Origin of the sequence: Marinimicrobium locisalis, from assembly GCF_039822625.1 — a bacterium.
Classification (GTDB): Bacteria; Pseudomonadota; Gammaproteobacteria; order Pseudomonadales; family Cellvibrionaceae; genus Marinimicrobium; species Marinimicrobium locisalis.
In genome coordinates this window covers 23859-45062 of the sequence record NZ_JBDLLG010000020.1, presented here as the reverse complement: position 1 = coordinate 45062, position 21204 = coordinate 23859, and the positions used below count along the sequence as shown (strand labels likewise).

General features: G+C 61.1%; 22 protein-coding genes. 6 read left to right on the top strand and 16 right to left on the bottom strand.

Annotated features, from left to right (window positions below):
- Nucleotide 1 precedes the first annotated feature (1 nt).
- Genes folK through tsaD form a run of 3 tightly spaced genes read right to left on the bottom strand, consistent with a single transcriptional unit; the run spans nucleotide 2 to nucleotide 1926 of the window.
- Nucleotides 2–520 carry a 2-amino-4-hydroxy-6-hydroxymethyldihydropteridine diphosphokinase gene (gene folK, locus AAE514_RS13340; protein ID WP_347332048.1) on the bottom strand — a complete coding sequence of 173 codons (519 nt, stop codon included), beginning with the start codon at nucleotides 518–520 and terminating at the stop codon, nucleotides 2–4.
- Nucleotides 517–876 (bottom strand): dihydroneopterin aldolase, encoded by a 360-nt coding sequence (gene folB / locus AAE514_RS13335; RefSeq protein WP_347332047.1) that lies wholly within the window; start codon nucleotides 874–876, stop codon nucleotides 517–519. Before folB ends, folK begins: the two co-directional genes overlap by 4 nt.
- A complete protein-coding gene (gene tsaD, locus AAE514_RS13330) occupies nucleotides 877–1926 on the bottom strand; it encodes a tRNA (adenosine(37)-N6)-threonylcarbamoyltransferase complex transferase subunit TsaD (protein ID WP_347332046.1) in 1050 nt (349 codons plus the stop codon).
- 169 nt (nucleotides 1927–2095) lie between these two features.
- On the opposite strand from tsaD, the gene rpsU reads away from it, so the two are divergent.
- From rpsU to rdgC, 6 genes are all read left to right on the top strand, one after another.
- On the top strand, nucleotides 2096–2311 hold the full coding sequence (gene rpsU, locus AAE514_RS13325) for a 30S ribosomal protein S21 (RefSeq protein ID WP_024460997.1): 216 nt from the start codon (nucleotides 2096–2098) through the stop codon (nucleotides 2309–2311).
- Nucleotides 2312–2436: 125 nt separating this feature from the next.
- Nucleotides 2437–2889, top strand: coding sequence for a GatB/YqeY domain-containing protein (locus AAE514_RS13320; RefSeq protein WP_347332045.1), 453 nt, complete (start codon nucleotides 2437–2439; stop codon nucleotides 2887–2889).
- Between the two features lie 55 nt (nucleotides 2890–2944).
- Nucleotides 2945–4897 carry a DNA primase gene (gene dnaG, locus AAE514_RS13315; protein WP_347332044.1) on the top strand — a complete coding sequence of 651 codons (1953 nt, stop codon included), beginning with the start codon at nucleotides 2945–2947 and terminating at the stop codon, nucleotides 4895–4897.
- A 97-nt stretch (nucleotides 4898–4994) separates the two neighbouring features.
- Nucleotides 4995–6863, top strand: coding sequence for an RNA polymerase sigma factor RpoD (gene rpoD / locus AAE514_RS13310; RefSeq protein ID WP_347332043.1), 1869 nt, complete (start codon nucleotides 4995–4997; stop codon nucleotides 6861–6863).
- Between the two features lie 359 nt (nucleotides 6864–7222).
- On the top strand, nucleotides 7223–8290 hold the full coding sequence (locus tag AAE514_RS13305; RefSeq protein WP_347332042.1) for an AI-2E family transporter: 1068 nt from the start codon (nucleotides 7223–7225) through the stop codon (nucleotides 8288–8290).
- Between the two features lie 85 nt (nucleotides 8291–8375).
- The gene (gene rdgC / locus AAE514_RS13300; RefSeq protein WP_347332041.1) at nucleotides 8376–9293 is read left to right on the top strand and encodes a recombination-associated protein RdgC; all 918 of its coding nucleotides are present in this window, start codon (nucleotides 8376–8378) and stop codon (nucleotides 9291–9293) included.
- A 154-nt stretch (nucleotides 9294–9447) separates the two neighbouring features.
- Here rdgC and AAE514_RS13295 read toward each other — a convergent pair whose 3' ends face one another.
- From AAE514_RS13295 to AAE514_RS13235, 13 genes are all read right to left on the bottom strand, one after another.
- A complete protein-coding gene (locus AAE514_RS13295; protein WP_347332040.1) occupies nucleotides 9448–9927 on the bottom strand; it encodes a GNAT family N-acetyltransferase in 480 nt (159 codons plus the stop codon).
- 32 nt (nucleotides 9928–9959) lie between these two features.
- Nucleotides 9960–10976 carry a lipoyl synthase gene (gene lipA, locus AAE514_RS13290; RefSeq protein WP_347332039.1) on the bottom strand — a complete coding sequence of 339 codons (1017 nt, stop codon included), beginning with the start codon at nucleotides 10974–10976 and terminating at the stop codon, nucleotides 9960–9962.
- Nucleotides 10977–11068: 92 nt separating this feature from the next.
- On the bottom strand, nucleotides 11069–11737 hold the full coding sequence (gene lipB, locus AAE514_RS13285) for a lipoyl(octanoyl) transferase LipB (protein WP_347332038.1): 669 nt from the start codon (nucleotides 11735–11737) through the stop codon (nucleotides 11069–11071).
- A 5-nt stretch (nucleotides 11738–11742) separates the two neighbouring features.
- A complete protein-coding gene (locus AAE514_RS13280; protein WP_347332037.1) occupies nucleotides 11743–12015 on the bottom strand; it encodes a YbeD family protein in 273 nt (90 codons plus the stop codon).
- Nucleotides 12016–12130: 115 nt separating this feature from the next.
- A complete protein-coding gene (locus AAE514_RS13275) occupies nucleotides 12131–13279 on the bottom strand; it encodes a D-alanyl-D-alanine carboxypeptidase family protein (RefSeq protein ID WP_347332036.1) in 1149 nt (382 codons plus the stop codon).
- A 48-nt stretch (nucleotides 13280–13327) separates the two neighbouring features.
- Complete coding sequence (locus AAE514_RS13270) at nucleotides 13328–14197, bottom strand: septal ring lytic transglycosylase RlpA family protein (protein ID WP_430623903.1); 870 nt, start codon at nucleotides 14195–14197, stop codon at nucleotides 13328–13330.
- Entirely contained in the window at nucleotides 14194–15201 is a 1008-nt protein-coding gene (gene mltB / locus AAE514_RS13265) for a lytic murein transglycosylase B (RefSeq protein ID WP_347332035.1), read from the bottom strand. Before mltB ends, AAE514_RS13270 begins: the two co-directional genes overlap by 4 nt.
- 30 nt (nucleotides 15202–15231) lie before the next feature.
- Nucleotides 15232–16383 carry a rod shape-determining protein RodA gene (gene rodA, locus AAE514_RS13260; RefSeq protein ID WP_347332034.1) on the bottom strand — a complete coding sequence of 384 codons (1152 nt, stop codon included), beginning with the start codon at nucleotides 16381–16383 and terminating at the stop codon, nucleotides 15232–15234.
- The gene (mrdA, locus tag AAE514_RS13255) at nucleotides 16380–18245 is read right to left on the bottom strand and encodes a penicillin-binding protein 2 (protein ID WP_347332033.1); all 1866 of its coding nucleotides are present in this window, start codon (nucleotides 18243–18245) and stop codon (nucleotides 16380–16382) included. Before mrdA ends, rodA begins: the two co-directional genes overlap by 4 nt.
- 18 nt (nucleotides 18246–18263) lie before the next feature.
- Nucleotides 18264–18731 carry a 23S rRNA (pseudouridine(1915)-N(3))-methyltransferase RlmH gene (gene rlmH, locus AAE514_RS13250; RefSeq protein ID WP_347332032.1) on the bottom strand — a complete coding sequence of 156 codons (468 nt, stop codon included), beginning with the start codon at nucleotides 18729–18731 and terminating at the stop codon, nucleotides 18264–18266.
- Between the two features lie 11 nt (nucleotides 18732–18742).
- Nucleotides 18743–19084: a ribosome silencing factor gene (rsfS, locus tag AAE514_RS13245; protein WP_347332031.1), complete on the bottom strand. Its 342-nt coding sequence runs from the start codon at nucleotides 19082–19084 to the stop codon at nucleotides 18743–18745.
- Between the two features lie 54 nt (nucleotides 19085–19138).
- The gene (gene nadD / locus AAE514_RS13240; protein ID WP_347332030.1) at nucleotides 19139–19780 is read right to left on the bottom strand and encodes a nicotinate-nucleotide adenylyltransferase; all 642 of its coding nucleotides are present in this window, start codon (nucleotides 19778–19780) and stop codon (nucleotides 19139–19141) included.
- A gap of 14 nt (nucleotides 19781–19794) precedes the next feature.
- A complete protein-coding gene (locus AAE514_RS13235) occupies nucleotides 19795–21075 on the bottom strand; it encodes a glutamate-5-semialdehyde dehydrogenase (protein ID WP_347332029.1) in 1281 nt (426 codons plus the stop codon).
- Nucleotides 21076–21204: the final 129 nt, after the last annotated feature.

Sequence of the window (21204 nt, the reverse complement as noted above, 5' to 3'; positions counted from 1 at the left end):
CTTAGGAAGAGGCGTGGGAAAGTGTCCGGCCGCGCCAGACAAAATCAACCGGCCAGAGTTTTTGCCGGGTTTTATCATAGTCGGCCCACAGTTTGGCATAAGTCTGCCCGGAGACCGGATGGCGGCGGGTCGGCGCGACTTCCGCCATGGGCCAGAGCACGAAGGCGTTTTTGGTCAACTCCGCCCGGGGCAACGTTACCCCTGCCTGCTCGCCCACAAAGTCCCCGTAGGTGAGAATATCGATATCCAAGGTGCGCGAGCTGAATTTCGGGCCCGAGCGGCGACGGCCGTTCTCATCCTCAATGCCTTTGAGCACATCGGACAAGGCCCCGACAGACAAAGCGGTTTCAATACCCACTACCAGATTAAAGAAGTGGCTGCCATCGAAGCCCACCGCCTCGCTCTCAAACACGGAGGAAGTGATTAACTCACCGAACTGCCCGGCAAGTGCATCCAGCCCCGCCGAAATATGACGCGAGCGGTCAATGTTACTGCCCAGACTGAGGTACACCTCGGTCATGCCGGTTTGTCTCCCCGTTCAATAATCAGCCCCACATCCCGCGCCCCGCGCAAGGCACCGGGCTTGCTCAAGCGCAAACGCATCCAAGCGACGCCGAATTCAGTGCGGACAATGTCGGCCACCTCTTCCGCCAATGCTTCAATCAGCTGCGCATCGCGATTTTCCAGGTAGGCGATCAACCGCTTGGATACCGCCTTGTAGTTTAACGCGTATTGAATGTCATCCGTTTCGGCCGCCTTGCGGATGTCCGCGGCCATTTCCAGATCCAGACTGATGGTCTGGCGCACTTCCCGTTCCCAGTCGTAGATGCCGATGATGGTATCCACGCGCAGGTCTCGAATATAAACAATATCCATTCAGTTTCCTCGGTTTTGCAGGCTCAGCGGCGGCAGTTCGTCCAGGGGCCAGCGGGCGCGCACGGTCACGGCCGTGGACTCCGACTGCCCCGCCAGCAAACGCTGGCAGCCGGCATAGGCGATCATGGCACCATTGTCGGTGCAGAACTCATGGCGAGCGTAGAACACCCGGGCTCCGATTTTAGCGAGGGACGCTTCCAGTTCCTCCCGCAAACGGGTGTTGGCGGAAACACCGCCGGCGATCACCAGCGTGTTCAGCCCGGCCTGCTCCAGGGCGCGCCGACACTTGATTACCAAAGTCCCCACCACCGCTTCCTGAAAGGCGTGGGCGATATCGGCGCAGGTCTGCTCGTCCGGCAGGCCATCGGCCTGGGCGTGCTCGGCCACCGTATTGAGCGTATAGGTTTTTAGGCCGCTGAAACTGAAATCCAGGCCCGGCCGGTCCACCATCGGCCGGGGAAAGGTAAACCGCCCCGGCACCCCCCGCTCGGCGAGCTTGGCGATATGAGGCCCGCCCGGATAGTCCAGGTCCAGCATTTTCGCGGCTTTGTCGAAGGCTTCGCCGGCGGCGTCGTCAAGCGACTCCCCCAGCAACCGGTATTCGCCAATGCCCTGTACTTGTACGAGCTGGGTGTGCCCCCCGGACACCAGCAGGGCGATAAAAGGAAAGGCCGGCGGCTGCGCCTCCAGCATTGGCGCCAGCAGGTGGCCCTCCATGTGGTGGACCCCCAGCGCCGGAATGCCCCAGCCGTAGGCCAGGGACCGCCCCACCGAAGCCCCCACCATCAGGGCACCGATCAAACCCGGCCCGGCGGTGTAGGCAATGGCATCAATCTCATCAGCGCCCGTGTCGGCCTCCGCCATCACCTGCCGAATCAGAGGCAGTAGCTTGCGCAGGTGGTCCCGGGAGGCCAACTCGGGCACTACGCCGCCATAATCGGCATGAAGGTCAATCTGGCTGAAAAGCGCGTGGCTCAACAGCCCCCGCTCGCTGTCATACAGCGCCAGGCCGGTTTCATCACAGGAGGTTTCAATACCCAGTACACGCATAAGGGTTCACTCAGACACCGCAGGGGAAAATGAGGGCGTATGATATAGAGCCCGAAGCCCAAGAACCAGTTGCAGCACAGCGGATAAGTGGTTAGAATCCACGGCCCTCGGATCCCGAAGCCCGTAAACAGGCGGTTTCGGGGTGAATTAATTGAGCAAAGGTAACAGCATGCCTTCAGTAAAAATCAAAGACAATGAGCCTTTTGACGTTGCATTGCGTCGTTTTAAGCGCTCCTGTGAGAAGGCCGGCATCCTGGCCGAAGTTCGCAGCCGCGAAGCCTATGAAAAGCCCACAGCGGTACGTAAGCGCAAGGCCGCTGCCGCCGTTAAGCGGCACGCCAAGAAAGTTCAGCGGGAAAACCGCAAGTTCCAGCGCCTGTACTAAGACGGGCCTGAACAAGCCGGTCTGGCAGCGCCAGAACTCCCCGGCTGAACTTGGCCCGGATGCCTCGCACCGGGCCCGCGCCGCTTAAGGCGCACGCTTACGACAAGACAACTAGGAAGACGCTGATGCCAGCTTCAGAGCTTAAAACACGCATCAACGACGCCTTAAAAACCGCCATGCGGGCCAAAGAAAAGGCCCGCGTGGCGGTTTTGCGTCTGGTAACCGCGGAATTCAAACGCATTGAGGTCGATGAGCGCATCGAACTCGACGATGCCCGTGTGCTCGCCGTTTTGGACAAAATGGTCAAGCAACGGCGGGACTCGGAGAAGCAATATCTCGATGCGAGCCGGCAAGAGCTGGCCGACCAGGAGCGGTACGAAATCGACATTATCCAAGAGTTCCTGCCTCAGCCGCTGACCGACGCTGAACTGGACCAGATGGTGGATGACGCCATCCGCCAGAGCGGTGCCGAGAACATGAAGGACATGGGCAAGGTCATGGGCATTTTGAAGCCCCAGGTTCAGGGCCGAGCGGATATGGCGGATGTGAGCAAGCGGTTAAAAGCGCGGCTGGGGTAATTCAGTCTCGACATTTCCATACGCTCTTCTCGCTTCCCCGCTACAATAAGGCTCTATGGCCGGACTGATTCCACAAAGCTTTATTGACGAGCTCCTCGACCGGGTTGACCTGGTTGAGGTGGTCGATCATCGCGTCAAGCTTAAGAAAACCGGCAAGAACTACAGCGCCTGCTGCCCCTTCCACGACGAAAAAACGCCCTCCTTCACCGTCAGCCCGGACAAACAGTTTTATTACTGCTTCGGCTGCGGCGCCAGCGGTAACGCCGTGGGCTTTTTAATGGACTACGAGCGCCAAGGCTTCCCGGAAGCGGTGGAGCAGCTCGCGCACCACGTGGGCCTGGACGTCCCCCGAGAGGAGCAAAGCCCGGCGCAGAAAGAGCGAGCCCAGGCCCGCAAGAGCATTTACAGCTTGCTGGAACAGGCCGACCGCTATTACCGGCTGCAACTGCGCCAGCACCCCAAGCGCCAGGAGGCGGTGGACTACCTCAAGCGCCGCGGCGTGGACGGCCACATTGCCCGCGACTACGGCCTGGGTTTTGCCCCACCGGGGTGGGACAACCTGCTCAAGACCCTGGGCATTGGCGAGGAAGAGCGCAGCTTGCTCACCGAAGGCGGCATGCTCATCCACCAACCGGAGCAGAACAAGCGCTACGACCGCTTCCGCCACCGAATTATGTTCCCCATTCGAGACCTGCGCGGGCGGGTTGTCGGTTTTGGCGGCCGAGTGCTGGGTGATGATAAACCCAAGTACCTCAACTCTCCCGAGACCCCGGTTTTCCACAAGGGCCGGGAGCTGTACGGGCTATACGAGGCGCGCCAGGCTCACCGGGACTTGCCCCGGCTGCTGGTGGTCGAGGGTTATATGGACGTGGTCGCCCTGGCCCAGTTCGGCATTCGCTACGGCGTGGCGACCCTGGGTACCGCCTGCGGCGAAGACCACCTCGCCCTCGCCTTTCGGCACACCCGGGAGGTAGTGTTCTGCTTCGACGGGGACCAGGCCGGGCGCACCGCCGCCGAACGGGCACTGGCCGCCGCGCTTCCAGTCATGGAGGACGGTCGCCAGGTCAAATTCCTGTTCCTCCCCGAAGGCGAGGACCCGGACACCCTGGTGCGGCAAGTGGGCCCGGAAAAGTTCATCAACATGGTGAACATGGCCGTCCCGCTGGAGGATTACCTATTCGACGCCCTGAGCCGGGACCTGAACCCCTCCAGCCTGGAAGGCCGCGCCCTGCTGAGCAAACGCGCCGCCCCCCTGCTGGACAAACTGCCTCGGGGGGTCTTTCGGGAACTAATGTTCGACGGTCTGGCCCAACGTACCGGCCTCAACCGGGCTATACTGATGGAGCTGGTCAGCGAGCCGGTGGTGCTCAAACCCGAAACCCCGGTACGCGAACCCGCCCCCGAAAGGCCACCCGTGGACGACCGGGCGCCGCCGCCGGAGTACCAAGAGCCTCCGCCCCCGGAAGCCTACTACGACGAGCCGCCGCCCGAACCCGAGCCGTCAGTGCCCGCGCTGCCGGCAAAGCGCTACCTGATGCCGCCGGCGCGCAAGGCCATTGGCCTATTGTTGGCCAACCCCGGCCTGGCTTCGGAAGAGCCCCCCGAGTTCTGGCTCGAGCGGGCGGAACCGGAGTTGCGAACCCTGGGCGAACTGCTAAAGTTGCTGCGGGAACGACCGCACTACCAACTGCCCCACATCATCGGGCACTGGCGAGCGGTGCACGGAGCCCGCAGCGCGGAGCACCTAGCCGGCATCGCCGGGCAGGACCTGCTGGTGGCCGCCGGCGCCCACGGCTCGGCAAGGGCGGCCAAGCCCGCGCGGGCGGACTACGACACCCGAGCGGCCTTCTGCGACTGCCTCAAGGGCATTCACCGGCAGTTGGCACAACTACAAAAAACCGAAGCGCTTAGCCAACTGCGGCAAAAAAGCAGCGATTTTGCGGGAATGAGCCGAGAAGAGCGCGAAGCGCTGGTCAAAGCGGCACTGGCACACAAAACTCCCCACTAAAAGGGATTCAGGCGTTGATTTTATGGAATCAACCCCAATAAATGCGATATAATCCCGCGCTTTTCTATTCCACCTCCAGGTTCTTACAGGGTCCCGAATGGCAGATAACGCTCAACAGCAGCAACAATCCCGCATTAAAGAGCTGATCGCCCGCGGCAAAGAGCAGGGCTTTCTCACTTATGCCGAGGTGAACGACCATCTTCCGGAGGACATTTCCGATCCGGATCAGGTGGAAGACATCATTCAGATGATCAACGACATGGGCATCCGTGTCTATGAGATCGCTCCGGATGCCGACACCCTGCTGATGACCGACGGGGACGCCTCCGCCGATGAAATCGCAGCAGCGGAAGCCGCCGCCGCACTGGCAGCGGTGGAAACCGAAGCCGGCCGCACCACCGACCCGGTACGCATGTACATGCGCGAAATGGGCACGGTGGAGCTACTGACCCGCGAGGGCGAAATCGCCATCGCCAAGCGCATTGAAGAGGGCGTGCGCGAGCTGATGTCCGCCTTGGCCTACTGGCCCGGATCGGCCCAGCGCATTCTCGACGAATACAAGCAGGTGGAGGAAGAGGATCGCCGCCTGGCGGACGTCATCATCGGCTGGCTTGACCCGGCGGACGAAATTCCGTCCATCACGGCCACCTCCTCCAGCAACGCGTCCAATGCCGCCTCCGCCAAGAAGGACAAGAAAGACGACGATAGCAACGGCGATTCGGACAACAGTGACGACGAAGAGGAAAGCACCTCCGGGGTAGACCCGGAAGAGGCACGCGCCCGCTTCGAGGCCCTGGCCAAACAGCTGAGCAATGCTGAGAAGGCCGTCAGTAAGCACGGCCGCGACAGTAAAGAAGCTCAGAAAGAGCTGGCTGAGCTGGGCGAGCTGTTCAAATTCTTCAAGCTGCCGCCGCGCCAGTTCGAACCCCTCTACACCGAAGCCCGCCTGATATTGGACCGGGTGCGCCGGGAAGAGCGCGCCATCATGAGAATGTGCGTGCGCCAGTCCCGCATGCCGCGCAAAACCTTTATGCGCGAATTCCCGGGCAACGAGACCAACGAAGAGTGGATTCCCAACGTCATCAAGAAAAAGCGGGACTACTCTGACGCGCTCAAGTCAGTGGAGGGCGAAGTCACCCGCTGCCAGCGTAAACTGGCGCAGCTGGAAGAAGAAAGTGGCCTGAGCCTGGCCCAGATCAAAGAGATCAACCGCCGCATGTCCATCGGCGAAGCCCGCGCGCGCCGTGCCAAGAAGGAAATGGTGGAAGCCAACCTGCGCCTGGTGATCTCCATCGCGAAAAAGTACACCAACCGCGGCCTGCAGTTCCTGGACCTGATTCAGGAAGGCAACATCGGCCTGATGAAAGCCGTGGACAAGTTCGAGTATCGCCGCGGTTACAAGTTCTCGACCTATGCCACCTGGTGGATTCGCCAGGCGATCACCCGCTCGATCGCCGACCAGGCCCGCACCATCCGTATTCCGGTGCACATGATCGAGACCATCAACAAGCTCAATCGCGTCTCCCGCCAGATGCTCCAGGAAATGGGCCGCGAGCCCACCCCGGAAGAGCTGGGCGAGCGCATGGAAATGCCGGAAGACAAGGTTCGCAAGGTACTGAAGATCGCCAAAGAGCCGATTTCCATGGAAACCCCCATCGGCGACGACGAAGACTCGCACCTGGGCGATTTCATTGAGGACAACACCATCATCTCGCCGGTGGACTCCGCCACCACCGAGGGCCTGACCGAGGCCACCCGCGAGGTGCTGGCCGGCCTGACCGCGCGGGAGGCGAAGGTGCTGCGCATGCGTTTCGGTATCGATATGAACACCGACCATACGCTGGAGGAGGTAGGCAAGCAGTTTGACGTAACGCGCGAGCGTATCCGCCAGATCGAAGCCAAGGCCCTACGCAAACTCCGCCACCCGTCCCGCTCCGACCATTTGCGTAGCTTCCTGGACGAGTAACTTTTTCGCTCGTAGAGAGCCATTAGGAAAGTCCACCCAAGGAGTGGGTGAAGAGAGTAGTCGAGCAATGACGGCGGGTGCGCCTTAGGCTTACCCGCCCTACGCGCTGACGAAGCTCGTAGGGGCGATGCGGGGAAAACCTTTCAAGACCATGGAGCATAGCGGTCCGACCATTATAAGGTACGGAAGAACCCATGAGGGCCGGCTTACGGTGCACTGTTCACAGACCGTGGAGCGGGGGACCCGCGATTCGAGCCTACAGGGAAGTATTTACGGCGTGTCTGTGAACAGTGCACCGTAAGCCGGCCCGGACGTGATGCCACCCACATACTCCCAAACCAAATAAAAGGATTCAAAGAATGAACAGCAAAATGGAAACCCGGGCCTTTCTTTGGCTCCTGCTGCTGGTCTCCATCGGCTTCATCTGGGTGCTCAAACCCTTCTTCGGCCCCATCTTCTGGGCCTGCGCCATCGCCATCATCTTCGGGCCCCTACAACACCGGCTGCTACCCTATCTAAAACACAAAAAAAACATCACCGCCCTGGCCACACTCAGCGTCAGCCTCATCGTCGTCATAATACCGGTCATCTTCGTCAGCATGTCCGTCATTGCCCAAGGCATCAGCCTCTACGAACAACTCAACACCGGCAACATCGACCTGGAACAAATTGTAAGCCAAATCAGCACCCGCTTCCCCATCATCCAAGACGGACTGCAACGCTTCGACATCCAACTAGAAGACCTCCAGGAAAAAGCCACCGCCGCCGCCCTCGCCAGCGGCAAATTCCTGGCCGAACGCAGCCTCAACATCGGCCAAAACGCCTTCCAGTTCATCCTCAACTTCGGCGTAATGATCTACCTGACCTTCTTCCTGCTGCGCGACGGCCACCACATCCTGGACCTGCTGATGAAAGCCCTGCCCCTGGGCGACGAACGCGAGCGTCTGCTCTTCGACAAATTTGCCGAAGTGACCCGCGCCACCATCAAAGGCAACATCGTTATCGCCGCCATTCAGGGCGCGCTGGGCGGCCTGATCTTCTGGTTCCTGGACATTCCCGCCCCCGTACTCTGGGGCGTCGTCATGGCCGTAGTGTCCCTCATCCCCGCGATAGGGGCCTCCCTTATCTGGGCCCCCGTGGCCATCTACCTGTTCGCCATCAGCCAATACATCGACGGCATCATTCTCACCGCCTTCGGCTCCATCGTCATCGGGCTGGTGGACAACATCCTGCGCCCGATACTGGTGGGGCGGGACACCAAACTGCCCGACTACGTCGTGCTGCTCTCCACCCTCGGCGGTATCGCCCTGTTCGGCATTAACGGCTTCGTCATGGGACCACTGGTGGCCGCGCTCTTTGTCGCCTCCTGGGGCATATTCATGCGCGAGTTCAATCCGCAGTCCATCGAGCGTCCGAAAGACGCCTGAGGCTGTGCTAAACTCCCGCCCCCTTTTCCCGGGCGGGCGGCTCCCCGGAGCCGCCCGCTTTTTGTTGTAGCAGAGCGAATCGACTATGTGGTTTAAAAACCTGCGCCTTTACCAGCTGACCGAAGACTTCACCCTGAGCGCCGAAGCGCTGTCCGACAAACTGAGCCAGGCCCCCTTCCAGCCCTGTGGCAGCCAAGACCTAATGCGCTACGGCTGGGTACCACCGGCCGGAGCCGACGCCCAGGACTACGTGCACGCGGCCAGCGGTTGCCTGATGGTCTGCGCCAAGCGCCAGGAGAAGATCCTGCCCTCGGCGGTAGTCAACGAGCACCTGGAAGAAAAGCTCGCCCATATTCGCTCCGAAGAAGGCCGCCCGGTGGGCCGCAAAGAGCGGCAGACGATGAAAGATGAAATCATCTTCGACCTGCTGCCCAAGGCTTTCAGTAAGTCCTCCCGGGACTATGCCTTTATCGCCCCACGCGAACGGCTAATTCTGGTGAACAGCTCCTCCGCCAAAAAAGCGGAAGACCTGTTGAGCCAGCTGCGGGAGAGCCTGGGCACCCTGAAGGCGGTGCCCCTGACACCGCAGCAGGCCCCCGCCCAGATGATGACGCACTGGCTGCGAGGCGAGCCTCTGCCCACCGATTTCGTGTTGGGTGAGGAGTGTGAATTCCAGGCGGGGAAAGATAGCCGGGTGGTGCGTTGCAAGAATGTGGACTTGAGCGCGCCGGAGGTGGCCAGCCACCTTGAAGCGGGGATGTTTGCCAGTAAGTTGGCCCTGACCTGGAAGGAGGCGATTCATTTTGTGATGGATGATCAGTTTGCGGTGAAGCGGCTGAAGTTTGAGGATCAGTTGTTGGAGCAGGCGGGCGACCGCAATCCTGAGACGGCAGCCGAAGCCTTTGACGCGGATTTCGCGGTGATGAGTATTGAGTTGGTGGCCTTGGTAAAAGCGCTTCTTCAGGCGTTTGGTGGCGCGGTTGAGCCTGAGGCGTTGATGTAAAAGTCACTTTATTGGGTAAGTCGGGCTTTATTGGTAGGTGGCGCTGCGCTTACCTACCCTACGCAATATGGATCCCTCGTGTAGGGTAGGTCGGTCCGACGCATCGGAGCGAAGCGCCACCTACCACTCTTCCCCGGCGACACCCACACCATCATCACAACACCCGAACCAAAATATCCACTTCTGTCCGGCTTATCCTCGCATCCCCCGCCGGGCGCCAGCCGCGCTTGCGGTAAAACGCCCGCTGATCATCGGTAAACAACCATAACTCCCGCTCGCCCTGCGCTTTCGCGTAACGGCAGGCGTGCTCCATCAACGCCTGCCCAAGGCCCCGGTTGCGAACGGACGACTCAACATACAGGTTGCTCAACCACAACCGGTTGCCCGTTCCAGCGGCCAGGTACCGGAGCAGGCTGACACTCCCCAAAGGCTGACCGGCCTTGTGAGCCACCAACGTTACGGGAAGGGGGTCGTGGGAGAGGTGTTTGCGAATCTGCTCGATACGCCGCTCGAGGGAAGAGTGGAGCCCACGAGCCAGGCAATGCTCATGGTGCCACTGGCCGATTAGGCTCAGCCAGTGTTCGAGACGGGGCGTGTCCGGAGTCAACGGCTCTATGGTGAGGTGTTCGGCCATTGACCCCGGCTCCCGTGCTTCAGGCGGTGGACCTACTGGGCGGCCGTGGCCAGCAGGTCGTCCACAACACCCACCGCTTCGCCGTGGGCCTGCTTGTCGGCGTGGTAGCTGGAGCGTACCAGCGGCCCACAGGCGGCGTGCTTGAAGCCCAGTTCGTGGGCCATGCGGGTGTATTCGGCGAACTCGTCCGGGTGTACGAAGCGGTCCACCGGCAAGTGGTCTTTCGAGGGCTGGAGGTATTGGCCGATAGTGAGCATGTCGATATCGTGCTCGCGCATGTCCTTGAGTACCTCGAAAATTTCCTCTTTGGTCTCGCCCAGGCCCACCATCAGACCGGATTTGGTCAGGATGTCCGGGCGACGCTTTTTGTATTCCCGCAGCAGCTCCAGGGACCACTTATAGTTGGCCCCCGGGCGCGCCTGGCGGTAGAGCCGGGGCACGGTCTCCAGGTTGTGGTTGAACACGTCCGGCGCTTCCTGCTCCAAAATGTCCAGCGCCGGGCCCATGCGGCCACGAAAATCCGGAGTGAGGATCTCCACCTGCAGGTTCGGGCTGTGCAGGCGAGACTCGCGGATACAGTCGGCGAAGTGCTGGGCACCGCCGTCGCGCAGGTCATCCCGGTCCACCGAAGTGATCACCACGTATTTGAGCTGCATCTCGGCAATGGCCTTGGCCAGGTGCGCCGGCTCTTCCTCGTCCAGTGGGTTGGGCTTGCCGTGGCCCACGTCGCAGAAGGGGCAGCGACGGGTGCAGATTTCCCCCATGATCATAAAGGTGGCGGTGCCGCCGCTGAAACACTCCCCCAGGTTGGGGCAGTTGGCCTCTTCGCATACGGAAGAGAGGTTGTTCTTGCGCAGAATCTGCTTGATCCGGTCCACCTCCGGGGAGGCGGGAACCCGCACGCGAATCCAGTCCGGTTTGCGCTGAACCTCGTCAGAGGCGATAACCTTGACCGGAATTCGTTCAACCTTGTCGGCATCGCGCAGCTTTTCACCCTGGCGCAGGCGGCGGGTGCGTTTGACGGGCTGTATCTCGGGGGTATCGGACATGAAACTCTCTCGTCTTTCGATGATCTATCGATCTCTGGGTAAAATAGACGGGCTACTAACGCCAAGCGGTACGGCCTTGTGAGCCTCCGCCATCAAGGCGCCGGGCTCGGCATTGTACACGAATAGCCCAATTTCTGTACAAAGTGGTCGGTTAGCCGGGCCTTGACCTGGTCCATGGCCGGCGCCGGTGTCACGTGCGCCGCCAACTGAGTCATTTTCAGGCCCTGGTAGCCACAGGGGTTGATTCGGCCGAAAGGCTCCAGGTCCATGTTCACGTTCAGGGCCAGGCCGTGGAAGCTGCAACCCCGGCGCACCCGCAGGCCCAGGGAGGCGACCTTATCCCCTTCCACATACACACCGGGGGCATCTGGCCGGGCATAGGCCTCAACGCCGTAGTCGGCCAACAGCGCCACCAGAGTCTGCTCAAGAGCCGTCACCAGGTCCCGCACGCCAATGCCCAGGCGCTTGAGGTTGAGCAGCGGATAGGCCACTAGCTGGCCGGGGCCGTGATAAGTCACCTGGCCACCGCGATCGGTCTGCACCACGGGAATATCCCCCGGCAACAGCAGATGCTCGGGCTTGCCCGCCTGCCCCTGGGTGAAAACCGGCGGATGCTCCACCAGCCAAAACTGATCGGCCGTGGTCGCGTCCCGCTCGTCGGTAAAGCGACGCATACGGTGCCAAACCGCTTCGTAGGCCTCCCGCCCCAGATCCGCGGTTTCCAGGACCGTTTCAAGCTCGGACGCGCACTCCACCGGCATGGAGCTCAAAGCACCGTTTTGGTGAGGGGGCTGGCAATGAGCTCCCGGTGGATGGTCTTCAGCTGCTGGACCCCGGTGGCGGTAATACGCACGGTGAGGGACTGGTAGGTCCCGTTGCGGCTGTCTTTGACGCGAATTTGGGCTTGATCGAAGCCGGGGGCGTGGCGCTCCATGACCTCGATAACCAGCGCTCGCAGCTCGTTCCCGGCGTCTCCCAACACCTTGATGGGGTAATCCTCACAGGGAAACTCAATCTTGGGGGGTTGTTGCTCAGACATGGAAACGGCTTACCTCTGAATGGGTGAAAACGCCGGCATTATAACAGGCTGAGGGGCTCTCCAATACGCCAGTGGCCTTTTGCCCCCCGGAACCCAATGGGTACCCCGACCGGGGTTACCCGAAGATTTTGATAAAGAACAGCTTAATGGCGTCAATCAGGCGAGAGAAGAACCCAGCCTCTTCCACCGGTTCCAGCGCCACCAGCGGCACATCCACCAAGCGCTCATCTTTGAGGTCGATGGTCAGGTTACCCAGCTCATCGCCCACCGCCACGGGGGCCTTGATGATTTCATCAATGTGCATCTGCGCATCAAGCTTGCCTTCCGCGCCACGCGGAATGGTCAGACGGATATCCTCGGGCACGCCGATAACCACTTCGTCCTGCTTGCCCGCCCAGACGCGGGTGCGCTCAAGCTCGTCCCCGGCGCTGTACAGAGACTGGGTCTGGTAGTAACGGAAGCCATAAGAGAGCAGCTTTTCCGTCTCCGCCGCGCGGGCGCTTTCACTGGAGGTGCCCATTACCACGGAAATCAGGCGCATGTCCCGGCGCACCGCCGAGGCTACCAGGCAGTAACCCGCCTCTTCGGTGTGCCCGGTTTTCAGGCCATCGACGCTGTCGTCCTTAAACAGCAGGCGGTTGCGGTTGGCCTGGTTGATGCCGTTGTAGGAAAAGTATTTTTCGCTGTACAGCGAGTAGTGCTCGGGGTGATCTTCAATCACCGCCTTGGCCAGAATCGCCAAGTCCTCGGCGGTGGTGTAGTGCCCTTCCGCCGGCCAGCCGGTGGCGTTTTTATACTGGGTATTCGTCATGCCCAGTTGCGCGGCGGTGTGGTTCATTACCTCGGCAAAGCCTTCTTCGCTACCGGCAATGTGTTCGGCCAGGGCGATGCTGGCATCATTGCCCGACTGGATAATCACACCGCGAAGCAGATCAATCAGTTTGACCTCGGTGCCTTCGCGCACGAACATTTTTGAGCCACCCTTTTGCCACGCCTTGACGCTGATATTCACCATATCGTCTTCACTGGCGCGGCCACGCTCAACCTCTTCAGACACAATGTAGGCGGTCATCATTTTGGTCAGGCTGGCCGGCGGCAGGCGCTTATCGGCGTTGTGTTCCACCAGCACTTTTCCCGTGTCCGCATCCATCAGCAAATACGCGGTTGCCGAGAGCTGTGGAGGCGAGGGAATAATCACCTCTTGCGCCTGAACCGTCAGGGTCAGCAGGGCGAATACCGTGGCCAGAAGAAACTTTTGCATCATTGTGAAACCGTTGATTGAATTGAAAAAGAAAACGCCGGAAGTTTACCACTACTCCCGGATGATATGGGTTTGGTCTATGGCATTTTTACGCAGCTGTTCTCGCAATGCTGTCACTTCTTTCGTGGTGTGCAGCGGTCCGATACGAACCCGGTGCAACACCGGCTCCTCATCCGGGCTGTAAATCAACACCGGCTGCTCCACGAACCGCTCAAGCTGGGTGCGTTGCTTCTCCGCGGCGGCGAGTGAACTGAAGGCCCCCACCTGCACAAAGGTCATGGGGCGGTCTTTGGGCGCCTCTTGCGTGCTTTTTACCGGGGTGAAGGTTGCAGCGGAAGGCGTGCCCACCGTGGGCCCTTCTTGCTTGGCATTGACTTGCTTGGCCTTGAGGGGAGCCGGGGGCCGGTCACCGGGCACAATTATTTCCACTTCCACCTGGGCCGTGCCCCTTGCGGCAAAGCCGAGCTTTTGGGCGGCGGCATAGCTCAAATCGATAATTCGACCGGCGTGAAAGGGGCCACGATCATTCACACGCACCACCACCTGGCGTCCGTTATCCAGGTTGGTCACCCGTACGTAGCTGGGAATCGGCAGGGTTTTGTGGGCGGCGGTCATGGCGTACATGTCGTAGACTTCACCGTTGGAGGTGTTCCGGCCGTGAAATTTCTGGCCATACCAGGAGGCGATGCCGCGCTCTTTATAGCCGGTTTCGTCGTCCATCAGGTGATAGGTTTTACCCAGCACCGTGTAGGGGTTTTTGTTGCCCGCTATTGTCCGGGGCTCCTCCCGGGGCTCGGCGTCGGGCACATGGGAGAGGTCCACCGGGCGGTCTGGCCCCCGATCCTGCTCTTCCAGCAGCGGCGCGCAGGCAACCACCAACACACTCAGTGCAACAACGGCAAGGCTTGCGCAGAATTTCACGATGTGGTCTCCATTGCGGTTTTTATCGCTATACTCAGTTGCTGGACGGCCAGCGCGTACAAATGGCTGCGGTTGTAGCGGGTAATGACATAAAAGTTGTGAAACGCCAGCCAGAATTCTTCCCCGAAATCACCCTCCAGCGCCAACGCGTTGGCGGGCGTGCTTTCCGGCAACGGAAAAATCGGCACCAGCCCCCGCTTGTGCCAGTCCTTCACCGTCCGCTCTGGCGGCTTGATCCGGTTCCAGTCTTCTTTCGCTCCCCGCTGGAGCGACGCACCGGCCCGAGCGCGAACGGCGACCAGGCCGTCCCGCCGCCAGCCGTGCTCGGCAAAATAGTTGGCGACGCTACCGATGGCATCCACGGGGTTGTTCCAGATATCGACCAAACCGTCACCGTCGAAATCCACCGCGTAGTTTCGGTAGCTGGAAGGCATAAACTGCCCAAACCCCATGGCCCCGGCATAGGACCCCTTAAACGCCAAAGGGTTCTGTTTCTGTTCGCGCATCAGAATGAAATATTGCTCCAGCTCGCGCCGAAAAAACGGCGAGCGGGGCGGGTAATCAAAAGCCAAAGTGGTGAGTGCGTCGAGCACCCGATGGTTGCCGGTGGTGCGCCCGTAGTTGGTCTCCACCCCGATAATGGCCAGAATCACCTCCGGCGGCACCCCATAGGTGGCTTGCGCCCGCTCGAACGCCTCCCGGTGAGCTTGCCAGAACTCGACGCCGCGGGTGACTCGCAACGGCTGAAGGAAGATCGGGCGATACTCGGCCCAGGTGCGGGTGCGCTCGGCTGGCCGGGCGATGGCCTCCAGAATGCTGTCCTGACGTTCCGCCTCGGCCATCCAGGCGCGCATTTGGCCCGCGTCAAAGTCGTGCTGTTCGACCATGTCGGTGACAAAGCGCGTGGCTTCCGGGTGCTGACTGTAGTCCGCATAAGCGGGCACCCCGGTACCCAGCGCCGCGGTGAGGACGCTGACCAGAGTGGTGACCAAAAATCGACTCAAAGACGTGATACCTCTTACTGGTTTGGCCCGCTATTCCTGGCGGGTGACCCGCCGCCGCTCGGTGGCGATGGACATCAGAATGCCGAAGCCCGCCATAAGGGTGACAATGGCCGTTCCCCCCTGGCTCACCAAAGGCAGCGGCACCCCCACCACGGGCAACATACCGGAGACCATGCCTGCGTTGACGAACACATAGACAAAAAAGGTGAAGGTAATGCTCGCCGCCAGCAGCCGACCGAAGCTGTCCTGCGCGCGCTGGGCGATGAGCATGCCCCGGATAATGATCAGCACATAGAGGCCGAGCAACAGCAACACCCCCAGTAACCCGAACTCCTCCCCCAGCACCGCGATAATAAAATCCGTATGGCCTTCGGGCAGAAAATCGAGCTGGGACTGGGTGCCCTGTAACCAGCCCTTGCCGGAATAGCCCCCGGAGCCGATCGCCGTTTTGGATTGGATAATATTCCAGCCCGCACCCAGGCTGTCTTGCTCCGGGTTAAGCAAGGTGAGCACACGCTGGCGCTGGTAGTCCTGCATCACGAACGTCCAAAAGGGCCAGATGCTGGCCAGCAACACCACGGCGGAGACAATGATATAGCGCCAGGAAAGGCCGGCGAAAAACAGCACCACCAGCCCGGATGAAGCCACCAGCAAAGCGGTCCCCAAGTCCGGTTGCTGAATGATCAACAATGCGGGAAGCGTCACCAGCCCCAAGGTTACTAATACCTGTTTAAAGCGCGGAGGCAGAAAGCGCTGGCCGAGATAAGCGGAGGCCATAATGGGCGTGGCCAGCTTCATCACTTCCGAGGGCTGAAAGCGAAAGCCCCCTATCCCCAGCCAGCGCTGGGCCCCCATGGCGCCAATGCCCATCCAAAGCACCAGCGCGAGCAACACCACGCCCCCCAAATAAAGCCAGGGGGCCAGCCGTCGCAACAGGTGCGGGGGCACCTGGGCCGCCACCAACATGGCCCCCAGGGCCACCAGAAAGTAAATGCCCTGGCGCTGCACCCCGGGCAAGGACTGGCCGTTGGCGCTGTAGAGCACCACCAACCCGTAGCAGGCCACCCCGAGCAACAGAAACAACAGCGTAAAGTCGATGTGCAGGCGCTGCTGCAGGCGGGCCCGGCTGCCCAGGCTGCGGCCGGCTTCCGGCAGGCGGCGAAGAAAATCCTGCTGGCTCACAACGCCTCTCCCAGTTCAAGTTCCAGACGTTTATTCAGGTAGGCATCAAACACCTGCCGGGCCACCGGCGCCGCCACCCCGGAGCCGGATTCGCCATTTTCCACCACCACCGCCACGGCTATTTGCGGGTCATCCACCGGGGCGAACCCCACAAACAGGGCGTGGTCACGCTGACGCTCTTGCAAGGCCTCCGAGTCGTACTCCTCCCCCTGAGGAATAGCCACCACCTGAGCGGTGCCGGTTTTGCCCGCCATACGGTAGTCGGCCCCATGGGCGGCCCGCCGGGCGGTGCCCCGTTGCCCGTGCATCACCGCTTCCATGGCGTCTAGGACGTGGTCCCAGTTTTCTTCGGAGACATTCAACACCTCCTCTACCTCCGGTTCCACCGTCTGTTCACCGATTTGGCGCACCATTTGAGGGCGCAGGCGGCGCCCCCGGCTGGCGAGCGTTGTGGTCATTTGGGCCAGCTGCATCGGCGTTGTGAGCGAGAACCCCTGGCCGATGGCGGCGTTCAGGTTATCCCCCGGGAACCAGGGCAGGCCACGGTTATTGCGCTTCCACTCCCGCGATGGCCAAAGCCCGCTTCGCTCTGAGGGAATATCCACGCCAGTGCGGGAACCAAGGCCGAAACCGGTCCCGAACTCGTGCATGGGGTCAATGCCCATTTTGTGGCCCAAGTCGTAGAAGTACACATCACAGGACTCGGAGATGGCCTGCTCCAGGTCCACCTTGTTACCGTGGCCGCGTCGTTTCCAGTCCCGGTAGAGCCGGTCATCCCCCGGCAGGCGATAGTAGCCCGGGTCGCGCACGGTATCGCTGGGCTCGATCACCTCATAGTGCAGCCCCGCCAGCCCGATCACCGGTTTAACCGTGGAGCCCGGCGGGTACTGGCCCTGCAAAAAGCGGTTAAACATGGGCAGGTCCAGGGATTGGTTCAGGCGACGGTAGTCCCGGAAGCTGATGCCGGTAACGAACAGGTTCGGGTCAAAGCTCGGGGTGGACACGGCGGCCAGCACTCCGCCACTTTTGACGTCCATCGCCACCACAGAGCCCCGGTAGTCTCCCAGCGCCTCGACCGCCACCGACTGAAGGTGTGCATCCAGGTGCAGGTACAAGTCCTCCCCCGGTTTTGGGTCGGTCCGGTCCAGAACCCGCAGCACCCGGCCCCGAGCGTTGGTTTCCACGTTCTGAGTTCCCACTTCTCCCAGCAGGAGCGGCTCGTACTGTTTTTCCAGCCCGCTTTTGCCAATGGAGTGGGTACCGCTGTAGCGTTTGTGCTGGTCCTCATCGAACTGGGCCAGGTCGGCCTGGCTGATCCGCCCGACATAGCCAAGTACATGGGCGAACAAAGCCCCTTTGGGGTAATGACGCACGAGCTGGGCGTTGACCTCTACCCCCTCGAGCCGGTATTCGTTAACGGCCAGGCGGGCGATTTCCTCCTCGGTTAAACCGAAACGCAGCGGAATGGCTTCGAAGGGGCGACGCCACTGCTGGAGCTGGTCATAGAATTTTTCCAGGTCGCTCTGGGGAATGCTCACCAGGCTGCGCAACAACCGTATCGTCTCATCCATATCCTCCACCCGCTCGCGGATGATGGACAGGGTGTAACTGGGGCGGTTGTCGGCGAGCAGCTCGCCGTCGCGGTCGTAGATCAGGCCCCGAGTCGGGGGCACCGGCTGAACGTGCACGCGGTTGCGGTCCGAGCGGGTGGCGTAGTCCTCGTGGTGAACCACTTGCAGGGTGTAATAACGAAACACCAGCAGAGCGACCATTACCGCCATAATCACCGACGTGATGACCAGCCGGCTTGAAGTAATGCGAGCCTCCCGGTGGTGGTCTTTAAAACGCTGGTGTTCTGACATGCGGTCTCGGTTCGCTATCTACTTATGGTAAGGGTGGTTGTGCAGAATCGAGTAAGCCCGATACAGTTGTTCAATGACTATAATGCGGACTACCGGATGCGGCAGGGTCAGCGCCGATAGCGACCACTTACTTTCCGCCAGGGCCAGGCACTCCGGCGCCAAGCCGTCGGGCCCGCCCACCAATAAGCTGTAGTTGGCGCCATTCATGCGCCAGTCGTCCAGCTTAGCGGCCAGCTGCTCGGTGCTCCAGACCTTGCCTTTTACATCAAGGGCGACCACCCGGTCGCCCTTGCCGATGGCGGCCATCATCGCCTGGCCTTCGCGCTCCATGGCCACGGCGGCGGAGCTGCTCTTACCTCGCGGCCCCAGGGGCAATTCCACCAATTCGACCGTGCAGTCCCGGGGCAACCGCTTGGCGTACTCGGCATAGCCCTGCTCCACCCAACCGGGCATTTTGGTCCCAACCGCAATCAGGCGAATGCGCATAACCCGTCCCTTTAGGTTTCCGAGCGGGTGGCCGGTTCCATGGACCAGAGCTTTTCCAGATCATAAAATTCACGGGCTTCGTCCAGCATCACATGCACGACAATATCACCGAAATCCACCAATACCCAATTGCCCGTCTCCAGCCCTTCCACGCCCAGAGGCTGATGGCCGGCGTGCTTGGCATCTTCCACAAGGTTACTGGCCAACGATTTCACGTGCCGGCTGGAAGTACCGCTGGCAATGACAAGAGTATCCATGACATTGCTCAGCTCGCGCACATCGAGCTGCACCACATTTTTTCCCTTGAGGTCATCCAGGGCATTGAGAATCAATTCATTTAACGCTGCGGACATTCGCCACCTATTTTGTAAAACACTACATGGATAAAACAGTAAGGGCTCACTTACTCAGCGGGCCCGGTAAAATCCCCGCTCCCGGATAGCGTGCCATACCGAGTCGGGCAGTAAAAATTGCGGGGACGAGCCGCTCTGAATCAGCGCCCGGATTTCCGTCGCGGAAATCGGCAGCAGGCGCAGCGTCTGTACGGCAATGCCCCCCGCAGGGCGATCGAGCAATGACCTTGGCTCCACGCCGTGCTCACTGAGCCAAGCGGCCAGGGGCCCCTGGGTGGGAATGTCCCAGCCGGGGCGGGACACTACCAGAAAATTGGCCCAATCCAGCAGCTCGCGCCAGCGGTGCCACTTTTCCAGCCCCACGAACGCGTCGCACCCCAGAATCCACACCAGCCGGGCATCCTCCCCCAGCTCCTCGCGCAGGCTTTTCAGAGTTTCGAGCGTGTAAGAGGGCCCATCGCGCTCCAGCTCCCGGGCGTCCAGCTGCAACTCCGGGCAGTCGGCCAGGGCCAGGCGCAGCATTTCGGTGCGCTCGGCGCTGCCCACGTTCGGCGCCGCCCGGTGGGGTGGCTGGTGGCAAGGGAGCAGGCGCACATGGTCCAGCCCCAGGGATTCCCGAACCTCCAGCGCCAGCCTCAAGTGCCCGAGGTGTATGGGGTCAAACGTGCCCCCCAACAGGCCAATACGAGCGGTCATTCGGGCACCCCGCCTTAGTTGCGGATATGGCCGTCACCGAAGACGATCCACTTCTGGGAAGTAAGCCCTTCCAAACCCACCGGGCCACGCGCGTGCAGCTTGTCGGTGGAAATGCCGATTTCCGCCCCCAGGCCGAATTCAAAGCCATCGGCAAAGCGGGTGGAGGCATTAATCATCACCGAGCTGGAATCCACCTCGGCCAGGAAGCGCCGGGCGCGGGTGTAATCCTCGGTCACAATGGCTTCGGTATGCTGGGAGCTGTACTGGGCGATATGGTCCATGGCCTGGTCCAGACCGTCCACCACGCGAATGGCCAGCACCGGGGCCAGATATTCGGTGGCCCAGTCCTCGTCGGTGGCCGGATTGGCGCTAATCAGCGCGCGGGTCCGTTCACAGCCGCGCAGCTCCACGCCCTTCTCCAAATAGGCTTCCGCCAGGCGGGGCAGAATATCGCCGGCCACCGCCGCGTCTACCAGTAGGGTTTCCAGGGCGTTACACACGCCGTAGCGATGAGTTTTGGCGTTCAGGGCAATATTAAAGGCCTTCTCCAAGTCCGCCTTTTCATCGATATAAACGTGGCAAATACCGTCCAGGTGCTTGATCACAGGCACCCGGGCATCCCGGCTAATGCGTTCAATCAGGCCCTTGCCCCCACGGGGAACAATGACATCCACGTACTCGGGCATGGCAATCAGTTGGCCCACGGCCGCCCGGTCGGTGGTGTGGACCACCTGTACGGCGGCCTCCGACAGGCCCGCCTCACGCAGGCCCTGTTTCAGGCATTCGGCGATGGCCCGGTTGGAGTGAATCGCCTCGCTGCCCCCGCGCAGAATCGCGGCGTTGCCGGATTTCAGGCACAGGCTGGCGGCGTCGATGGTCACATTGGGGCGGGACTCATAAATAATGCCCACCACGCCCAGGGGCACGCGCATTTTCCCCACCTGGATACCGCTGGGGCGATAGGTCATATCGGTAATGGCGCCGCAGGGGTCCGGCAGGGCCGCCACCTGGCGCAAGCCTTCGATCATGCCGTCGATTGTAGCCGGCTTAAGCGCCAAACGGTCCAGCAGGGCCGCATCCAGGCCATTGGCCTCGCCCGCATCCAGGTCTTTCTGGTTTTCCCGCGCCAAGTCCGGTCGCGCCGCTTCCAGGGCCTCGGCCATGGCCAGCAGCGCCCGGTTTTTGGTGCCGGTGCTCGCCGCGGCCAGCTGCCGGGCGGCGGCCCGAGCCTTCTGGCCCAGTTCGGTCATATACTGGATAACATCTTGCTGTTCGGTCACGTTCTTTTCGGTCATAAGGCCCGCGAACTCTCGTGTTGATCGTGGAGTGGTCGATAGTGGACGGTAATGGCCGCGATTATACCTTGTTTGGGCGGGCTTTTTGGGGGTTTCAGCTTCCATTCAGCCAGCGCGGCGCAGACTGTT

Coding starts and splice junctions, on each gene's coding strand:
- folB (WP_347332047.1), bottom strand. CDS start 876: ATGGATATTGTTTATATTCGAGACCTGCGCGTGGATACCATCATCGGC.
- AAE514_RS13305 (WP_347332042.1), top strand. CDS start 7,223: ATGAACAGCAAAATGGAAACCCGGGCCTTTCTTTGGCTCCTGCTGCTG.
- AAE514_RS13235 (WP_347332029.1), bottom strand. CDS start 21,075: ATGACCGAAAAGAACGTGACCGAACAGCAAGATGTTATCCAGTATATG.
- AAE514_RS13295 (WP_347332040.1), bottom strand. CDS start 9,927: ATGGCCGAACACCTCACCATAGAGCCGTTGACTCCGGACACGCCCCGT.
- lipB (WP_347332038.1), bottom strand. CDS start 11,737: ATGCCGGTGGAGTGCGCGTCCGAGCTTGAAACGGTCCTGGAAACCGCG.
- nadD (WP_347332030.1), bottom strand. CDS start 19,780: ATGACCGCTCGTATTGGCCTGTTGGGGGGCACGTTTGACCCCATACAC.
- rsfS (WP_347332031.1), bottom strand. CDS start 19,084: ATGTCCGCAGCGTTAAATGAATTGATTCTCAATGCCCTGGATGACCTC.
- rdgC (WP_347332041.1), top strand. CDS start 8,376: ATGTGGTTTAAAAACCTGCGCCTTTACCAGCTGACCGAAGACTTCACC.
- lipA (WP_347332039.1), bottom strand. CDS start 10,976: ATGTCCGATACCCCCGAGATACAGCCCGTCAAACGCACCCGCCGCCTG.
- rlmH (WP_347332032.1), bottom strand. CDS start 18,731: ATGCGCATTCGCCTGATTGCGGTTGGGACCAAAATGCCCGGTTGGGTG.
- AAE514_RS13320 (WP_347332045.1), top strand. CDS start 2,437: ATGCCAGCTTCAGAGCTTAAAACACGCATCAACGACGCCTTAAAAACC.
- AAE514_RS13275 (WP_347332036.1), bottom strand. CDS start 13,279: ATGATGCAAAAGTTTCTTCTGGCCACGGTATTCGCCCTGCTGACCCTG.
- mrdA (WP_347332033.1), bottom strand. CDS start 18,245: ATGTCAGAACACCAGCGTTTTAAAGACCACCACCGGGAGGCTCGCATT.
- rpsU (WP_024460997.1), top strand. CDS start 2,096: ATGCCTTCAGTAAAAATCAAAGACAATGAGCCTTTTGACGTTGCATTG.
- rpoD (WP_347332043.1), top strand. CDS start 4,995: ATGGCAGATAACGCTCAACAGCAGCAACAATCCCGCATTAAAGAGCTG.
- tsaD (WP_347332046.1), bottom strand. CDS start 1,926: ATGCGTGTACTGGGTATTGAAACCTCCTGTGATGAAACCGGCCTGGCG.
- dnaG (WP_347332044.1), top strand. CDS start 2,945: ATGGCCGGACTGATTCCACAAAGCTTTATTGACGAGCTCCTCGACCGG.
- AAE514_RS13280 (WP_347332037.1), bottom strand. CDS start 12,015: ATGTCTGAGCAACAACCCCCCAAGATTGAGTTTCCCTGTGAGGATTAC.
- folK (WP_347332048.1), bottom strand. CDS start 520: ATGACCGAGGTGTACCTCAGTCTGGGCAGTAACATTGACCGCTCGCGT.